17 protein-coding genes are annotated in these 15,648 nt (G+C 66.7%); 13 read left to right on the top strand and 4 right to left on the bottom strand.

Translation table 11 applies throughout. The features are described 5' to 3' along the window. Window position 1 precedes the first annotated feature (1 nt). From CSW59_RS15615 to CSW59_RS15580, 8 genes are all read left to right on the top strand, one after another. Window positions 2-1,165, top strand: a complete 1,164-nt coding sequence (locus CSW59_RS15615) for a class I SAM-dependent methyltransferase (protein WP_099444905.1) — start codon at window positions 2-4, stop codon at window positions 1,163-1,165. Continuing rightward, window positions 1,162-1,950, top strand: coding sequence for a peptidoglycan editing factor PgeF (gene pgeF / locus CSW59_RS15610; protein WP_099444904.1), 789 nt, complete (start codon window positions 1,162-1,164; stop codon window positions 1,948-1,950). The genes CSW59_RS15615 and pgeF overlap by 4 nt, the downstream gene beginning before the upstream one ends. Window positions 1,951-2,077: 127 nt before the next feature. Further along, entirely contained in the window at window positions 2,078-3,016 is a 939-nt protein-coding gene (locus CSW59_RS15605) for a ribose-phosphate pyrophosphokinase (protein WP_099444903.1), read from the top strand. A 331-nt stretch (window positions 3,017-3,347) separates the two neighbouring features. After that, complete coding sequence (locus CSW59_RS15600; RefSeq protein WP_099444902.1) at window positions 3,348-4,400, top strand: hypothetical protein; 1,053 nt, start codon at window positions 3,348-3,350, stop codon at window positions 4,398-4,400. 156 nt (window positions 4,401-4,556) lie between these two features. Further along, window positions 4,557-5,156, top strand: a complete 600-nt coding sequence (locus tag CSW59_RS15595) for a 50S ribosomal protein L25/general stress protein Ctc (RefSeq protein WP_099444901.1) — start codon at window positions 4,557-4,559, stop codon at window positions 5,154-5,156. Window positions 5,157-5,244: 88 nt separating this feature from the next. After that, window positions 5,245-5,865, top strand: coding sequence for an aminoacyl-tRNA hydrolase (gene pth / locus CSW59_RS15590; protein WP_099444900.1), 621 nt, complete (start codon window positions 5,245-5,247; stop codon window positions 5,863-5,865). A gap of 31 nt (window positions 5,866-5,896) precedes the next feature. Further along, window positions 5,897-6,649 carry a tetratricopeptide repeat protein gene (locus CSW59_RS15585; protein WP_099444899.1) on the top strand — a complete coding sequence of 251 codons (753 nt, stop codon included), beginning with the start codon at window positions 5,897-5,899 and terminating at the stop codon, window positions 6,647-6,649. Window positions 6,650-6,789: 140 nt separating this feature from the next. Continuing rightward, window positions 6,790-7,968, top strand: a complete 1,179-nt coding sequence (locus tag CSW59_RS15580; protein WP_099444898.1) for an AAA family ATPase — start codon at window positions 6,790-6,792, stop codon at window positions 7,966-7,968. Between the two features lie 22 nt (window positions 7,969-7,990). Here the strand turns inward: CSW59_RS15580 and CSW59_RS15575 are convergent, their stop codons facing one another. Next, window positions 7,991-8,821 (bottom strand): pirin family protein, encoded by an 831-nt coding sequence (locus CSW59_RS15575; RefSeq protein ID WP_099445271.1) that lies wholly within the window; start codon window positions 8,819-8,821, stop codon window positions 7,991-7,993. Window positions 8,822-8,940: 119 nt separating this feature from the next. Between CSW59_RS15575 and ychF the strand changes: the two genes are divergently transcribed. The 5 genes from ychF to CSW59_RS15550 all read left to right on the top strand — a co-directional run bounded on the left by ychF (window position 8,941) and on the right by CSW59_RS15550 (window position 12,816). Continuing rightward, complete coding sequence (gene ychF / locus CSW59_RS15570) at window positions 8,941-10,041, top strand: redox-regulated ATPase YchF (RefSeq protein ID WP_099444897.1); 1,101 nt, start codon at window positions 8,941-8,943, stop codon at window positions 10,039-10,041. A 123-nt stretch (window positions 10,042-10,164) separates the two neighbouring features. Continuing rightward, window positions 10,165-10,845: a dienelactone hydrolase family protein gene (locus CSW59_RS15565; protein WP_099444896.1), complete on the top strand. Its 681-nt coding sequence runs from the start codon at window positions 10,165-10,167 to the stop codon at window positions 10,843-10,845. Next, complete coding sequence (locus tag CSW59_RS15560) at window positions 10,845-11,522, top strand: dienelactone hydrolase family protein (RefSeq protein ID WP_099444895.1); 678 nt, start codon at window positions 10,845-10,847, stop codon at window positions 11,520-11,522. Before CSW59_RS15565 ends, CSW59_RS15560 begins: the two co-directional genes overlap by 1 nt. Before the next feature lie 48 nt (window positions 11,523-11,570). Continuing rightward, window positions 11,571-12,338 carry a hypothetical protein gene (locus CSW59_RS15555; protein WP_099444894.1) on the top strand — a complete coding sequence of 256 codons (768 nt, stop codon included), beginning with the start codon at window positions 11,571-11,573 and terminating at the stop codon, window positions 12,336-12,338. Between the two features lie 7 nt (window positions 12,339-12,345). Beyond that, window positions 12,346-12,816: a GNAT family N-acetyltransferase gene (locus tag CSW59_RS15550; protein ID WP_099444893.1), complete on the top strand. Its 471-nt coding sequence runs from the start codon at window positions 12,346-12,348 to the stop codon at window positions 12,814-12,816. A 66-nt stretch (window positions 12,817-12,882) separates the two neighbouring features. Here CSW59_RS15550 and CSW59_RS15545 read toward each other — a convergent pair whose 3' ends face one another. Genes CSW59_RS15545 through petA form a run of 3 tightly spaced genes read right to left on the bottom strand, consistent with a single transcriptional unit; the run spans window position 12,883 to window position 15,586 of the window. Continuing rightward, window positions 12,883-13,737, bottom strand: a complete 855-nt coding sequence (locus CSW59_RS15545; RefSeq protein WP_099444892.1) for a cytochrome c1 — start codon at window positions 13,735-13,737, stop codon at window positions 12,883-12,885. 5 nt (window positions 13,738-13,742) lie between these two features. Next, on the bottom strand, window positions 13,743-15,029 hold the full coding sequence (locus tag CSW59_RS15540; protein ID WP_099444891.1) for a cytochrome b N-terminal domain-containing protein: 1,287 nt from the start codon (window positions 15,027-15,029) through the stop codon (window positions 13,743-13,745). Window positions 15,030-15,034: 5 nt separating this feature from the next. After that, window positions 15,035-15,586: a ubiquinol-cytochrome c reductase iron-sulfur subunit gene (petA, locus tag CSW59_RS15535; RefSeq protein ID WP_099444890.1), complete on the bottom strand. Its 552-nt coding sequence runs from the start codon at window positions 15,584-15,586 to the stop codon at window positions 15,035-15,037. Window positions 15,587-15,648 lie beyond the last annotated feature (62 nt).

Raw genomic sequence — 15,648 nt, 5'->3', positions numbered from 1 at the left:
CATGAGCCTGCTGGAGCGCCTCAAGGCCCAGATCGCCCACGACGGGCCGATCGGCGTGCCCGAGTTCTTCACCCGCTGCCTGCACGACCCGCGCGACGGCTACTACGCCACGCGCCCGGCCTTGGGCGGCCTTGGAGGAGCTGGGGGCGACTTCATCACCGCGCCCCTGGTCAGCCAGATGTTCGGCGAGCTGATCGGCCTGTGGGCGATCGAGACCTGGACCCGCATGGGCCGCCCAGCGCCGTTTCGCCTGGTCGAGATGGGCCCCGGCGACGGCACGCTGATGAGCGATCTGCTGCGCGCCGCGCGGGTGGCCCCGGACTTCCTGGAAGCCGCCGACCTCTGGCTGGTCGAGGTCTCCGAGCCCCTGAAGGCCAAGCAGGCGCAGCGTCTGGGCGACCGCCCGCGCTGGGCCTCGCGCCTGGGTCAGGTCCCGGCCGGCGCGCCGATGCTCCTGGTCGCCAACGAGCTTCTCGACTGCCTGCCGGCGCGGCAGTTCGTGCGGACCAAGGACGGTTGGGCCGAGCGGGTGATCGGGCTGGGCGCGGACGGGGAGCTGGCGTTCGGGCTGCGGCCTCTCAATCCTCCCCCCAGAGGGGGAGGTGTCCGCGCAGCGGACGGAGGGGGAAGTTCTGCTGCCCTTGCCCCTTCCCCCTCCGGTCCTGCGGACCACCTCCCCCCTCGGGGGGAGGATTTTCCGGTCGGCGCGGTCGTCGAGACCTCGCCCGCCCAGGCCGCCCTCGCCTCCGACATCGCCCACCGCCTCGTGACCGACGGCGGCGCGGCGCTGCTGATCGACTATGGCCGGGCGCAGCCCGAGGCCGGCGACACACTGCAGGCCGTCCAGAACCACCAGAAGGTCGATCCGCTGAAGACCGCAGGCCTGGCCGACCTCACCGTCTGGGCCGACTTCCCGTCGGTGGTCGCCGCCGCGCGCGAGACCGGGGCCAAGGCCGGGCCGATCCTGACGCAAGGCCAGTTCCTGCTGGCGCTCGGCATCCTCGACCGCGCCGAGGCCCTTGCGGCCCGTCAGCCCGAGAAGACCGACCAGATCGGAAGACAGCTTGATCGTCTGCTCGGCGAGGCGCAGATGGGGGCGCTATTCAAGGTGGCGTGCCTGTGCGCGCCCGACCTTTCGCCCCCCCTCTTCGAGGACGCGACATGACCCACGCTCACGACCTGCCCACCGTCCAGTCGCCGCTGCTGTCCAGCCTGCCTGGCGTCAAGCACGCCTTCTTCACGCGCCAGGGCGGGGTCTCGAAGGGGATCTACGCCAGCCTGAACGTCGGACGCGGCAGCCAGGACGAGCCGGCCGACGTCGAGGAGAACCGCGCCCGCATCGCACGCTGGTTCGGCGGCGGGCCCGAAGACCTGAACGTCTGCTACCAGATCCACTCGACCATCGCGATCACGGCCGACGGTTCGTGGGGGGACGCGCGGCCCCAGGGCGACGCGGTGGTCAGCAAGACCCCAGGCGTCATCTGCGGCGCGATGGCCGCCGACTGCGCGCCGGTGCTGCTGGTCGATCCGGACGCCCGCGTCGTCGCGGCCGCTCACGCCGGCTGGCGCGGCGCCCTGGACGGCGTCGTCCAGGCCGCCGTCGACCGCATGGTCGAGCTAGGCGCCAACCCCGCCAACATCACCGGCGTCGTCGGCCCTTGCATCGGACCCAAGTCCTACGAGGTGGGCCTGGATTTCCTGCACAAGTTCGAGGCCGACTGCCCCGGCTCGGGCCGGTTCTTCAAGCCCGGCCTCTCGGAGGACAAGCGCTTCTTCGACCTGCCCGCCTTCGTGCTGGACCGCCTGGCGACCGCCGGCGTCGAGCGCCGCGAATGGGTCGGCCGCGACACGCGGGCGGAAGAAGATTGGTTCTTCTCCAACCGCCGCGCCTTCCTGAACAACGAGGGCGACTACGGCCGCCTGCTGTCGGCGATCATGCTGGAAGCCTGAGGCGCGAACGACACGGCGCGGATGCTCCGTCCACGGAATCGAAAAAGTCTAGCCGTTAACACTTGTTTCCAGAGCTTCGCCTGCTAGAAGCCCCCGCATCGGCCGCCCCCACCCCCGAGATATCTCCATGAAGCTGCTGTCCGGCAACTCGAACCGCCCGCTGTCCCAAGCGATCGCGGAATATCTCGACATGCCCCTGACCCGCGCCCAGGTGCGCCGGTTCGCTGACCTCGAGGTGTTCGTCACCATCGACGAGAACGTGCGGGGCGAGGACGTCTTCGTCATTCAGTCGACCAGCTATCCGGCCAACGACAACCTGATGGAGCTCTTGATCTGCATCGACGCCCTGAAGCGCGCGTCGGGCAAGCGGATCACCGCCGTGCTGCCCTACTTCGGCTACGCCCGTCAGGATCGGAAGACCGGCGGTCGCACGCCGATCTCGGCCAAGCTGGTGGCCAACCTGATCACCCGCTCGGGCGCCGACCGGGTGCTGACCATGGACCTGCACGCCGGCCAGATCCAAGGCTTCTTCGACATCCCGACCGACAACCTGCTGCCCTCGCGCCTGCTGGCCGACGACATCCGCAAGCACTACAAGATGGGCGATGATCTGATGGTCGTTTCGCCGGACGTCGGCGGCGTGGTGCGCGCGCGCGCCCTGGCCAAGCGCCTGGACGACGCCGACCTGGCCATCGTCGACAAGCGCCGCTCGGGCCCGGGCCAATCGGAAGTCATGAACATCATCGGCGACGTCAAGGACCGCCGCTGCATCCTGTTCGACGACATCGCCGACTCGGCCGGCACGCTGTGCAACGCCGCCCAGGCCCTGATCAACCACGGGGCCAAGTCGGTCAGCGCCTACATCACCCACGGCGTGCTGTCGGGCGCGGCCGCCGACCGGGTCGCCAATTCGGTGCTGACCGAGCTGGTGGTCACCGACTCGATCGAGGCCTCTGACACGGCCAAGGCCTGCCCCAAGATCCGCTACGTCTCTTGCGCCCCGCTGATCGGCGAAGCCATCCGCCGCATCGCCAACGAAGAGTCGGTGTCGAAGCTGTTCGACTAGAGCCTCGCGCCGAAACCGGTTCCCACTTTCGGCGTCACGCTCTAGGGTTTTCCAGACTTCCGATCTTCCCGGCGAATGCCGGGACCCAGATCCCAAAACGCTGAAGCTGATTGGAAGAGCGGTACGCCAGTGGAGTTCGCCCATCGCGTTCCATCTGGGCCCCGGCATTCGCCGGGGAATTCGGTTAATGAGGATCCTCCGGATTCCGCTAAACCCACGGCCACGCTTGTAAAAGCTTGGTTAACGGAGCGACTGTCACAATGTCGCCCGCCGGGGCTGGTATGGGCTCCGACCAAGCTGGCCAGCCAAGACTTGATGGGGAATTTCTCGAATGCGTTCCTTTTCGCCTACGCGCGTCGTTCTTGCGACGACCGTCGTGGCGCTGACGGCGATCGTCGCCGCCTGTAGCTCCCCGCCTCCGCCGCCCCCGCCCGTCGTCCAAGCGCCGCCGCCGCCGCCGCCGATCACCCTGTCGAACCAGGTGATCGAGCGCGCCAGCGCCTTCCGCGTCTACATGGCGCGCGCCGCCGCCGTCTCGCCCGCCTTCCAGAACGGCGACCAGATTCAGGCCTCGCTGAAGGTTGGCGCGGCCTACGAGCCCAAGTCGTTCATGAACGGCGCGGTGGCCTACGCCGCCGTCCTGGCCCTGCAGGACCCCACCTTCGTCGCCTCGGTGCGCGAGGTCGCGGCCCACCCCGCCCAGCGCCAGGAGATGATCAACAACATCTTCTCCAACCCTTCCTACGCGGCGATGTTCAAGGGCGCGGACAGCGCCGCTGGGCTGATCATCGACCACGTCGGCGGCGACGGCCTGAAGGTTTACGTGGCCGGCAAGGCCGTGAAGCAGGCGGCCTATGACGTCCAGCATTCGTCCTGGTCCAAGAGCGCCGTCGCCGACCGCGACGGACGCCTCGCGGTCGCCAAGACCCTGTCGGCCAAGCCGGCCCTGGCCGAAAGCGCCGACGTGGCGGTGCTGCAGCAAGCCTCGCTGGGCGCCCAGCCCCTGGGCCTGACGCCGCGGCCCGCGCCCGCGCCCTATCAGCCTGTTGTGATCCGTGGCCTTGCCGTCGCCGCGCTCGCCGCCCTGGGCGCCGCGGGCGACAACAACCTGGCCTCCATCGACGCGCTGAGCAGCGACTGGGCCACGGCCAGCTGCCTGAACATGGCCAAGCTGAACCTCTATCAGTGCCTGGCGGTCTCCAAGCCGCACTACGAGGACATCTTCTGCCTGGGCCAGCATATCCTGATCGACACTGGCGCCTGCATCGCGCGGGGCGCTGGCGCGGCCCTGCCGCCCGAACCGCCGCCTCCGCCCAAGATCGAGGCTTCGACCAAGACCAAGTCCAAAAAGGTCGTGCGCAAGTCGGCCAGCAAGAAGAGCTGATTTTCCACCTGATCCGATCCGAAAGGGCCGGGCGTTGCGTCGCCCGGCCCTTTTGTGTATTTAGCGCGACCCTCAAACGACGCGGCGAGCGTGGCGATACGGCCATAGGCGCTGGGTCATAGCAGAGAGCATCCGGCTCTCTAGAAAGACAGTCCCATGGCTGAGATCATTCTGAACGTTGAAGTCCGCGACGGTTCGGGCACCGGCGCCGCCCGCGCCGTCCGCCGCGAAGGCAAGATCCCCGGCGTCCTGTACGGCGGCGGCAAGGCCCCGGTGAATATCGCCGTGCGCGCCAACGAATTCCGCAAGTCGCTGTACACCGGCAAGCTGCTCGGCCACCTGGTCACGCTGCAGCACGGCGACGACAAGCAATCGGTCATCGCCAAGGCCGTCCAGTTCCACCCCGTCACCGACGAGCCGGTCCACTTCGACCTGTATCGCGTTGACGAGCACCAGCTGATCAAGATCGAAGTGCCGGTGCACTTCAAGAACCACGACATCTCGGTCGGCCTGAAGAAGGGCGGCACGCTGGAAGTCATCCGTCACACCGTCGAGCTGGCCTGCCCCGCCGACCAGATCCCGGAAGAGCTGGTCATCGACCTGGCCAACCACGACCTGGGCGACGTTATCCGCATCTCGGAAGTGAAGCTGCCGGCCGGCGTGAAGCCCGCCATGGACCGCGACTTCGTGATCGCCAACGTCAAGGCCTCGTCGGCTTCCCAGTCGGACGCCGGCGACACCACGACCGAAGCCTAATCCGCTCGGTCTTCGGATCGAACCGATATAGAGACGGGCGGGCCTTACGGTCCGCCCGTTTTTGTTTGTCCCCTAGAGACCCTGAGCGATGCTGATCCTCGCCGGCCTGGGCAATCCCGAGCCCAAGTACGAGAAGAACCGCCACAACGTCGGCTTCATGGCCGTCGACGCCCTTGCTAGGAAGTGGGGGACCGCCCCGTGGCGCGCGCGCTTCCAGGGCCTGGCCTGCGAGGGCCAGGTGAGCACGCCAGACGGGCCGGTGAAGCTGCTGCTGCTCAAGCCCAAGACCTACTACAACGAGAGCGGTCGCGCCGTGGGCGAGGCCATGAAGTTCTTCAAGCTGACGCCCGCCGACGTCATCGTCTTCCACGACGAGATCGACATGGCGCCGGGCCGCTTCCGGATGAAGTCGGGCGGCGGCGCGGCGGGCAACAACGGCATCCGCTCGGTGACCAGCCAGGTCGGCGACGCCTTCCGCCGGGGCCGCATCGGCGTGGGCCATCCAGGCCACAAGGACGCGGTCATGCACTACGTGCTGGGCGACTTCCACAAGGTCGAGCACCAGTGGCTGGACCCGATGCTGGACGCCATCGCCGACGCCCTGCCCTTCGCCGCCGTGGGCGACGACGAGCGCTACCAGGCCGAGGTCATGCGCCTGGCGCCGGCCCCCAAGGCCGATCCGCGCAAGCCCGCCAAATCTGACGATTGACGGCGGCGGTCGGTCGAGAGAAGACGCGAAGATGTTCTCGCTTCCCTTGCCGCTGCTTGGCCTGTCGCTGCTGTTTTCGATCGCCCTGTGCGTCCACGTCGTGCGGACGCACCGCGAGATGTACTGGCTATGGATCATCCTGCTGTTCCAGCCGGTCGGCGGGGTGGTCTATGTCGTCGCTGTGATCCTACCCGAGCTGTTGGGGGGCCGCGCCGCCCAGAAGGTGGGGGCCGCCGCCCGTCAGGCGCTGGACCCGCAGCGCGAGTATCGCGAGGCCGCCAAGGCCGTCGATGACGCCCCCACGGTCGCCAACCGCGTTCGCCTGGCGATCGCCGCCACGGAACTCGGCAAGCACGATGAGGCCGAGCGCCTCTACGCCGACAGCCTGACGGGCATGTACGCCGACGACCCGCAACTGCTGCTGGGCCGCGCCAACGCCCTGATCGAGCTGAACCGGCCGGCCGAGGCCTTGCCGCTGCTGGAGAAGCTGGGCGAGACGCCCAACGCCGGCCGCACGCCCCACACCATGCTGGCGCTTGGCCGCGTCTATCAGGCCCTGGCCCGCGACGAGCAGGCCGAGACCGCCCTGCGCTGGGCCGCCGACCACTATCCGGGTTTCGAGGGCGCCGCCCGCTACACCGTCTTCCTGGCGCGCCAGGGCCGCAAGGACGAGGCGCGCGCCCAGCTGGCCGAGATCGACAAGCGCCTTTCCAAGACCCACGCCCACTTCCGCAGGGAGGCCAAGCGCTGGCGGGATTTCGCGGCGTCGGCGGTGGGCGGCTAGTCGGCTCGCTTGGCTGAACGAATTGATAAAAATAACTATCCAATTATACGGATTTATACCGGATAATAGGGCGAGCTTGACTTTTCCCCACAGAGCGCGAATGTAAGAACTCATATGCATCTATAGGGCATTATAGGCTCATGGATCCCAACCTAAATCCCTACTCCCCGGGCGCTGGCAGCCGGCCCCCAGAATTGGCTGGCCGCGATCTCATCCTAAGTTCCTGTCAGGTCGCGCTTACCCGGACCTCCAAAGGTGCCGCGCCCCGCGGGCTACTCCTGACCGGCCTGCGAGGTGTCGGCAAAACCGTGCTCCTCAACGTCGTACGCGATCAAGCTACGGAGCAGAATTTCCTTGTCGATCTGATTGAGGCTCCAGAAGGTTCGCCTCTAGCGCCACTCATTATCCCAAGCCTCCGGAAGGCGCTTCTGAGACTTAGCGTACAGTCTCACGCGAAGGATTTGGTCGAGAGGGCTCTTAGAGTCCTGAAAAGCTTCCAGTTGTCTGCCAATCTCGGCGGAACTGATTTCGCGCTCAAATTCGATCCGGAACTCGGAGTTGCTGACAGTGGGAACCTAGAACTCGATCTGCCAGATCTTTTCGAGAGCGTTGGCGAGGCAGCCAAGGCTTCGGGACGTGGCGTTGCGCTGCTCATTGACGAAATTCAGTACATCGGGGCGAGCGATTTGAGCGCACTTATAGTCGCTAGCCATCGAGCGGTTCAGCGCCAACTCCCACTAATCGTTATGGGCGCCGGTCTTCCTTCGCTACCCGGCCTGATGGGGGACGCGAAATCCTACGCCGAACGCCTCTTCCTCTATCCCAAAATCGGCGCGTTGAACTTCGAAGACGCAGCCCTAGCTCTAACTGAGCCTGCTGGTGAATTGGGCGTCACCTTTTCCAACGACGCACTGAAGAAAATCTACAACACCACAAAGGGTTATCCATACTTTGTGCAGGAATGGGGCTCGGTTCTGTGGGATATTAGTGAGGGGCCTGAGATCACGGCTGATGACGTAAGAAACGCACGAACAGAGGCTACTCGTCGTCTAGATGAGAGCTTCTTTCAGGTGCGCCTAGATCGCGTGACTGATGCCGAACAGAAGTACATGCGCGCCATGGCTGAACTCGGCACAGGCCCATATCGCAGCGGTGAGGTGGCAAAACTTCTCGGCAAGAGTACAAACTCCTATGGCCCCGTGCGTGATGGTTTGATCCGAAAGGGAATGATCTACAGTCCCAAACATGGCGTTCTCGAATTTACCGTGCCGCTGTTCGACGAATTCATGAAGCGGACAATGCCCGAGATAAATCACTGAACTTGCCAAAGCCGGTGCAGGCCTAGAACCGCCCGCGTTGGAAGTCCTCGAACGCCTGCACGATCTCCTCGCGGGAATTCATCACGAAGGGGCCATGCCAGAACACCGGCTCGCCGATCGGACGACCGGCCAGCAGCAGGACGCGAGCCTCCGTGACGGCCTCAACCCGCACCGTGTCGCCACGTCCCAGGAATACGCCCGACAGCGCCTCCACCGTGTCATGGGCGACGCGGACCTGGCCCTCGTAGACCGCCAGCATGGCGTTGCGGTCGTCGCCCACAGGCTCCTCGAAGACCGTTCCGGCCGGCAGCACGACGTCGAAATAGAGCGCATCGACGGCGCCGCCGCCGATCGGGCCGGCGGTTCCAGCATCGGTGGCGCCCGAGATCACTTTCACGGTCACACCGTCGTCGCGGGCTTCGACCGGGATCGCGTCGGCCTCGAACTCCTGGTAGCCGGGCGCGCTCATCTTCAAGCTGGCCGGCAAGTTCACCCACAGCTGGAAGCCGCGCATCCGACCGTCGGCCTGCTCGGGCATCTCGGAGTGGACGATACCCTTGCCCGCCCGCATCCACTGGATCCCGCCCGGCCCGATCACGCCCTCGCGGCCAGTGTTGTCCTTGTGACGCATCCTGCCTTCCAGCATGTAGGTCACGGTCTCGAAGCCGCGATGTGGGTGGTCGGGAAAGCCGCCCATGTAGTCGGACGCCTCGGCGTTGTCGAAACAGTCCAGCATCAGGAACGGATCGAACATCTGGGCTTCCGGCGTGCCCAGCATCCGCGTCAGCCGCACGCCCGCGCCATCCGAGGTCGGCTGGCCTTTGACGATCTTCAGGACGGGGCGGACGGGCATGACGGGCTCCTTGTGCGCCTTCGATATCTGATCCGGTTGCGGTTCGCGCAAGCCCCTCCCGGTTCGCCTTTCCGCCCCATCCGTGCTAAGCGCGCGCCAACGAAATTCATGAGAGTTCCATGGCCCTGAAAGTCGCCATCGTCGGCCTGCCCAACGTCGGCAAGTCCACCCTGTTCAACGCCCTGACCCAGACGGCGTCGGCCCAGGCCGCCAACTATCCGTTCTGCACGATCGAGCCCAACACCGGCGACGTCGCCGTGCCCGAGCCGCGCCTGGAGGCCCTGGCCAAGATCGCGGGCTCCAAGGAGATCATCCCGGCTCGGATCACCTTCGTCGACATCGCCGGCCTGGTGCGCGGCGCGTCGAAGGGCGAAGGCCTGGGCAACCAGTTCCTGGCCAACATCCGCGACTGTGACGCTGTGGCCTTCGTGGCCCGCTGCTTCGAAGATGACGACATCACCCACGTCGAGGGTCGCATCGACCCGCTCAGCGATCTCGAGATCATCGAGATGGAGCTGATGCTGGCCGACCTGGAAAGCCTGGAAAAGCGCCTGCCGGCCATCGAGAAAAAGGCCAAGTCGGGCGGCGACAAGGACGCGGCCAACACCCTGCGCCTGGTGAACCTGGCCTTGGCCCAGCTGCGCGAGGGCCGTCCGGCCCGCGCCGCGACCGTGGACAAGGAAGACGAGAAGGCCTGGCATATGCTGCAGCTGCTGACGTCGCTGCCGGCCCTCTATGTCTGCAACGTCGAGGAAGCCAGCGCCGACAAGGGCAACAAGTATTCCGCGTTGGTGGCCGAGCGCGCCGCCAAGGACAACGCTAAGAGCGTCGTCATCTCGGCCCAGATCGAGAGCGAGATCGCCATGCTGGACGCGGCCGAACGCGCCGAATTCCTCGAGACCCTGGGCCTGGAAGAGCCGGGCCTGAACCGCCTGATCCGCGAAGCCTACAAGCTCCTGAACCTGCAGACCTACTTCACGGTCGGTCCCAAGGAAGCCCGCGCCTGGACGATCCACGTCGGCGACACCGGTCCGCAGGCGGCCGGCGTCATCCACACCGACTTCGAGAAGGGCTATATCCGCGCCGAGACCATCGCCTTCGACGACTTCATCAAGCTGGGCGGCGAAAACGGAGCCAAGGAAGCCGGCAAGATGCGGGCCGAAGGCAAGGACTACGTCGTCAAGGACGGCGACGTGATGCACTTCCGCTTCAACGTCTAATCTTGCGTGTCATCCCGGACGGCCCCACGGGCCGATCCGGGGCCGCCGGAAACTCCACGCGTGCCGTGGTCCCGGCTCTCCGCTACGCTGCGGCCGGGATGACAAACATCCAGGAGCAAGCCCGTGGCCGAGACTATCACCCTGACCGCCGCCCACGACGGCTTTGCTTTCAGCGCCCTGCACGCCCAGCCTGAAGGGCCGCGCCGGGGCGGGGTGGTCGTGGTCCAGGAGATTTTCGGCCTGGACCGCTACGTCCACGAGGACGTCGCCCGCTGGGCCGCGCGCGGTTTCGAGGTGATCGCGCCGTCGATGTTCGACCGTCAGCAGAAGGGCTATGTCGCCCAGCACGACCCCGAGGGCTTCCAGACCGGCGTCGCCTTCGCCAAGGCCAACGGCCCCGACAACGCTATGGGCGACATCCAGGCTTGCGTGGATTTTCTGGCCGCGCGCGGGCCGGTGTTCCTGACCGGCTACTGCTATGGCGGCACGATGGGTTGGCTGGCGGCCGCGCGGGTCAAGGGCCTTTCGGCCGTGGCCAGCTACTATGGCGGCGGCGTCGCGGGCATGGCCGACCTGCCGCTGGGCTGCCCGGTGATCGTCCATCTGGGCGCCAAGGACCCGCACATCCCGGCCCAGGACGTGAAGGCCGCCATCTGGACCGCGCACGCCGAGACGCCTGTCTACGTCTATGAGGCCAGCGGCCACGGCTTCAACAACGATGGCCGCCCGGACTCCGATCTCGCCGACGCGGAGCTCGCTCGTCAGCGGACGGTCGCGTTCTTCGCGGAACACGGAGCACTATGATGGGACAGCGCATCGCCCTGGCCACCCGCGACGGCGCGCCGTTCTCGGCCTGGCATGAGCCCGCCCAGGAGGCCCGGCGCGGCGGAATCGTCATGCTGCACGCCATCTGGGGTGTAACCCCGCACCTTCGCGAGCTCGCGGGACGCCTGGCCGAGCAGGGCTATGAGGTGATCGTTCCCAGCCTGATGGACGCCGCCGACGCAGACTTCCCCGCCCACGACACCGAACCGGCGATCCTGGACGCGCGCATGGCGCTGGGGCGGTCAACCGGCTGGGGCGTCTCGACCCTGCCCCGTGTCCAGACGACGATCGACGCTCTGGACGGACCCGTCTTCGCCATGGGCTTCTGCTATGGCGGCACCACGGCCTGGCTGGCCGCCTGTCGTTGTGAGGGCCTCAGCGCCGTCGCGGCCTTCTATGGCGGCGACATCGCGGCCTACAAGGACGAGACCCCCAAGACGCCGACCATCCTGCACTTTGGCAAGACCGATCCGATGATCCCCCTGGCCGATGTCGAGGCGATCCGCGAAGCGCACCCCGACCTGCCGATCTATCTCTACGAAGCCGGTCACGCCTTCGTCGCGCCCAGCGGTCACCAGCCCGACAGCGCCCATCTGGCCCTGCTAAGGACGCTTCAGCTCTTTCAGCGCTCGGCGGGCGGCAAGGGCGAGGCCTGAACGGCAAGACCATCGCTTGCGCGTCAAGGCTGCGCTAGGCTCTGGTCCATGCGCCCCCGCCTCGCCCTGCTGGCCCTGATGCCGCCGCTGCTGCTGGCCTCGCTGGCCCATGCCGGCGAGACCGACTGCTGGTTCGAGAACGGCGCGATCGTCGCTCCGGCGGCGATCGGCGTCATGGCCGGGGATTACGTGATCGACCTCTCGGCCCCGCGCACCCTGTTGCACAACACCAAGGCGCAGATGGAGGGCATTCTGGAGCCGGAGGTCATCGCTTCGGTACAGGTCGCCGGCCTGAAGACGCCCACTGTTTCGGTCAAGGTCGCAAACCTCGACGCCCGGGGCGCCGGCTTCGTCACCCCGATCGCCGGGGTGATCGGCATGGACGTCCTGGCCGGCCACAGCATCGAAATCGACTTCGCCCATTGCCGGCTGCGCATCGACCGGCCCTGGCGCGCCAAGCGGCAGGTCGTGTTCCCGGTCTCGGTGATCGAGGGCGTGCCCACCCTCGCGGCGAGCGTCAGCGACGGTCCCCACGCCTTCTACGGCGCCTTCGCCATCGACACCGCCTCGAAGGCGATGACCCGGCTCTCGATCCGCGACGCGGGGGTCACGGGCAAGCTCGACCCCAACGCACGCCACAAGGCGCCCGCCAGGCTCCGGGCCCTGTCGATCGGCGGCGTCCTGGCCGAGAACGTGCCGGCCAGCCTGGCTGATGACCTGCCCGAAGGCGTCAACGGGACGCTGGGAACAGGTCTCTGGGCTCGGTATCGCGTCAGACTGGACGCCCAGGCGCGAACCTTGTCGGTGGCCCCATAGCCGCCCCATGCTGATCGAAGCCGGCCCCGCCGCATTCGCCGCCCTGATGCGCGGCGAGGCTCCCGCTCCCTATCGCCTGTGCGACAGCCCCCTGACCCCACCGGAGGTTCTCGCCATGCTGGCCCGGCTGGCCGAACAGATCGGTTTCACCTTCCGTCCGTCGGCTTGGATGATTGTCGAGAACGACGAGATCGTCGGCTTGATCTCTCCCACCCAGACCCTCGACGCGGCGGAGCGATCCTTGCGGATCGGCTACGGCGTCGCCCCAAGCCGCCAGGGCGCCGGTGTCGCCACCCGCGCCGTCGGCGATCTCGCCGTCTGGGCGCGAACGGATGATCGTGTCCGCGCCCTGACAGCCGAGACGGCGGTCGACAACCTGGCGTCCCAGAAGGCGCTGGCCCGCAACGGCTTCATGGTCGTTGGCGCGCGGGAAGACGCCGAGGACGGGCCACTGATCTGCTGGCGGCTGGAGACTTAAGAGCGCCCAAAAGAAAAAGGCCCGGTGTCGCCACCGGGCCTTTCCATATTCAGGGGCGAGGATCGCTTAGTGCGACTCGTTGCGCCACACCGTCTTGTAGCTGGCGTACAGCAGGCCGCTCAGCAAGACGAGGTAGATCAGCACGGCGAAGCCGGTCTGCTTGCGCTCTTCCAGCTTGGGCTCGGCGGCCCACATCAGGAAGGCCGAGACGTCCTTGGCCTGCTGGTCGAGGGTCGACTTGGTGCCGTCGTCGAACGTCACCAGATCAGCCTTCAGCGGCGCGGCCATGGCGATGAAGCCGCCCTTCGGCACGTTCTTGTGGTCACCGTGCCAGGCCGAGGTCAGATCGCCCGGGAAGTACGGGTTGTAGTGACCGCCGGTGGGGACCGTCAGGCCCTTGGGCGGATCCACATAGCCGACCAGCAGCGAGTAGATGTAGTCCGGACCGGCTTCGCGAGCCTTGGCCAGCAGCGACATGTCCGGCGGCAGAGCGCCGCCGTTGCCGGCGCGGGCGGCCGCTTCGTTGGGGAACGGTGCGGGGAAGCGGTCGGCGCTGGTGGCCGGACGCTTGATGGCGTCGCCGGTTTCGCCGTCGATGTCGGCGATCTCGTAGTCCTTGGCGACCGCCTTGACCCACGGGTTGTCGTTCGAGTTCGGGTACTTCTCGTTATAGAAGGGCCCGCCCTTGTCGCCGAGGTTGCGGAACGCCACCAGCTTCAGCGAGTGGCAGGCCGAGCAGACCTCGCGATAGACCTTGAAGCCACGCTGCAGCTGGGCCTGGTCGAACTTGCCGAACGGGCCCTCGAACGACCACTGGACGTCCTTGGCGTGCATGGCGCCGCCAGCGGCGAAGGCCGGGCTGGCCGCGCCAGCGACCAGGAGACCCGCCGCCGCCGCGATAACCGAGAGTTTGCGGAGCATCGGGATCAACCCTTGTTGGCGTCGGCCGACAGGGCCGGCGAGGCGATCGAGTCCGGCACAGGCAGGGTCTTCTCGACCAAACCCAGGACCGGCATCACGACCAGGAAGAAAGCGAAGTAGTACAGGGAGGCGACGCGGCTGAGCCACACGTAGCTATTGAGGTCCGAACCCATCAGCTGGAAGGTGGTCAGGTGCGGGATCACCGGATCGTCGGGCAGCTTGGCGCCGCAGACGCCCAGGATGCAGCAGGCCACCAGGAAGAACACAAAGTAAATCTTCGCGGTCGGGCGGTAGCGCATCGAGCGCACCTTCGAGGTGTCCAGCCACGGCAGGGCGAACAAGCAGGCGATGGCGCCGAACATGGCCAGCACGCCCATCAGCTTGTCCGGCACGGCGCGCAGGATCGCGTAGAACGGCAGGAAGTACCATTCCGGAACGATGTGCGACGGCGTCACCAGCGGGTTGGCCTCGATGTAGTTGTCGGCGTGGCCAAGAGCGTTGGGCATGTAGAAGACGAAGAAGGCGAAGAGGATCAGGAAGACGCTCATCGCGAAACCGTCCTTCACCGTCGCGTACGGGGTGAAGGGCACGGTGTCGGCCTTCGACTTCGGCTCGACGCCGGTCGGATTGTTCTGGCCCACCACGTGCAGCGCCCAGACGTGCAGGATCACGACGCCCGCGATCATGAAGGGCAGCAGGTAGTGCAGCGAGAAGAAGCGATTCAGGGTCGGGTTGTCGACCGCGAAGCCACCCCACAGCCAGGTGGTGATGCTCTCGCCGACCAGCGGCAGGGCGCCGAACAGGTTGGTGATCACGACGGCGCCGTGGAACGACATCTGCCCCCAGGGCAGGACGTAGCCCATGAAGGCGGTCGCCATCATCAGCAGGTAGATCACGCAGCCCAGGAGCCACAGCACTTCGCGGGGCGCCTTGTAGGAGCCGTAGTACAGGCCGCGCAGCATGTGGATGTAGACGGCGATGAAGAACATCGACGCGCCGTTGGAGTGCATGTAGCGGATCAGCCAGCCGTAGTTCACGTCGCGCATGATGTGCTCGACCGACGCGAAGGCGCCGGCGGCGCTCGGCGTGTAGTGCATCACCAGGATAATGCCGGTGATCAGCTGGGAGGCCAGGCACAGCGACAGGATGCCGCCGAAGGTCCACCAGTAGTTCAGGTTCCGCGGGGTGGGATAGTCGACGAAGCTGTCGTAGCCCAGGCGGATGATCGGCAGACGGGCGTCGAGCCAGCGCTCGAAACCGGTCTTGGGTTGATAGGTCGAATGTCCGCTCATCTCGCTTAGCCGATCTTGACCTTGGTGTCGGTGAGGAAGGCGTATTCCGGAACCACCAGGTTCGTGGGCGCGGGGCCCTTACGGATACGCCCCGAGGTGTCGTAGACCGAGCCGTGGCAGGGGCAGAACCAGCCGCCGTACTCGCCGCCGCCGAAGGTCGGCACGCAACCCAGGTGGGTGCAGTTGCCGCCGACGATCAGCCAGTTGGCCTTGCCAGGCTTCACCCGGTCGGCGTCCTTCTGGGGATCGGGCAGGTTGACGTTGTCGTCCGCCACGGCCTTGGCGATCTCGGCCTGGGTGCGGTTGCGCACGAACAGCGGCTTGCCGCGCCACTTGATCGTCACCTGCTGGCCCTCGGCGACCTTGGTCAGGTCGAACTCGGTCGAGGCCAGGGCCCGCGTGTCGGCGGACGGGTTCATCTGGTCGATGAACGGCCAGACCAGGGTCGCGGCGCCGCCGGCGGCGGCCGCGATCGCGGCGATGTGAATGAAGTCGCGCCGGGAAGGATCGCTCCCGTGTTCCGGCTCGGTCGTTGCGCCCACGGCGGTGTCGGCCACCTAGTCACCCCTTTATTCCGCCCCCCGCATCACGGCGGGCTTGGAGAAGCGCCTTATCGACG

This window comes from Caulobacter sp. BP25 (genome assembly GCF_002737755.1).
Classification (GTDB): domain Bacteria; phylum Pseudomonadota; class Alphaproteobacteria; order Caulobacterales; family Caulobacteraceae; genus Caulobacter.
Note: the sequence above shows the minus strand (reverse complement) of the source record. Positions and strands in the feature narration are given on the sequence as shown.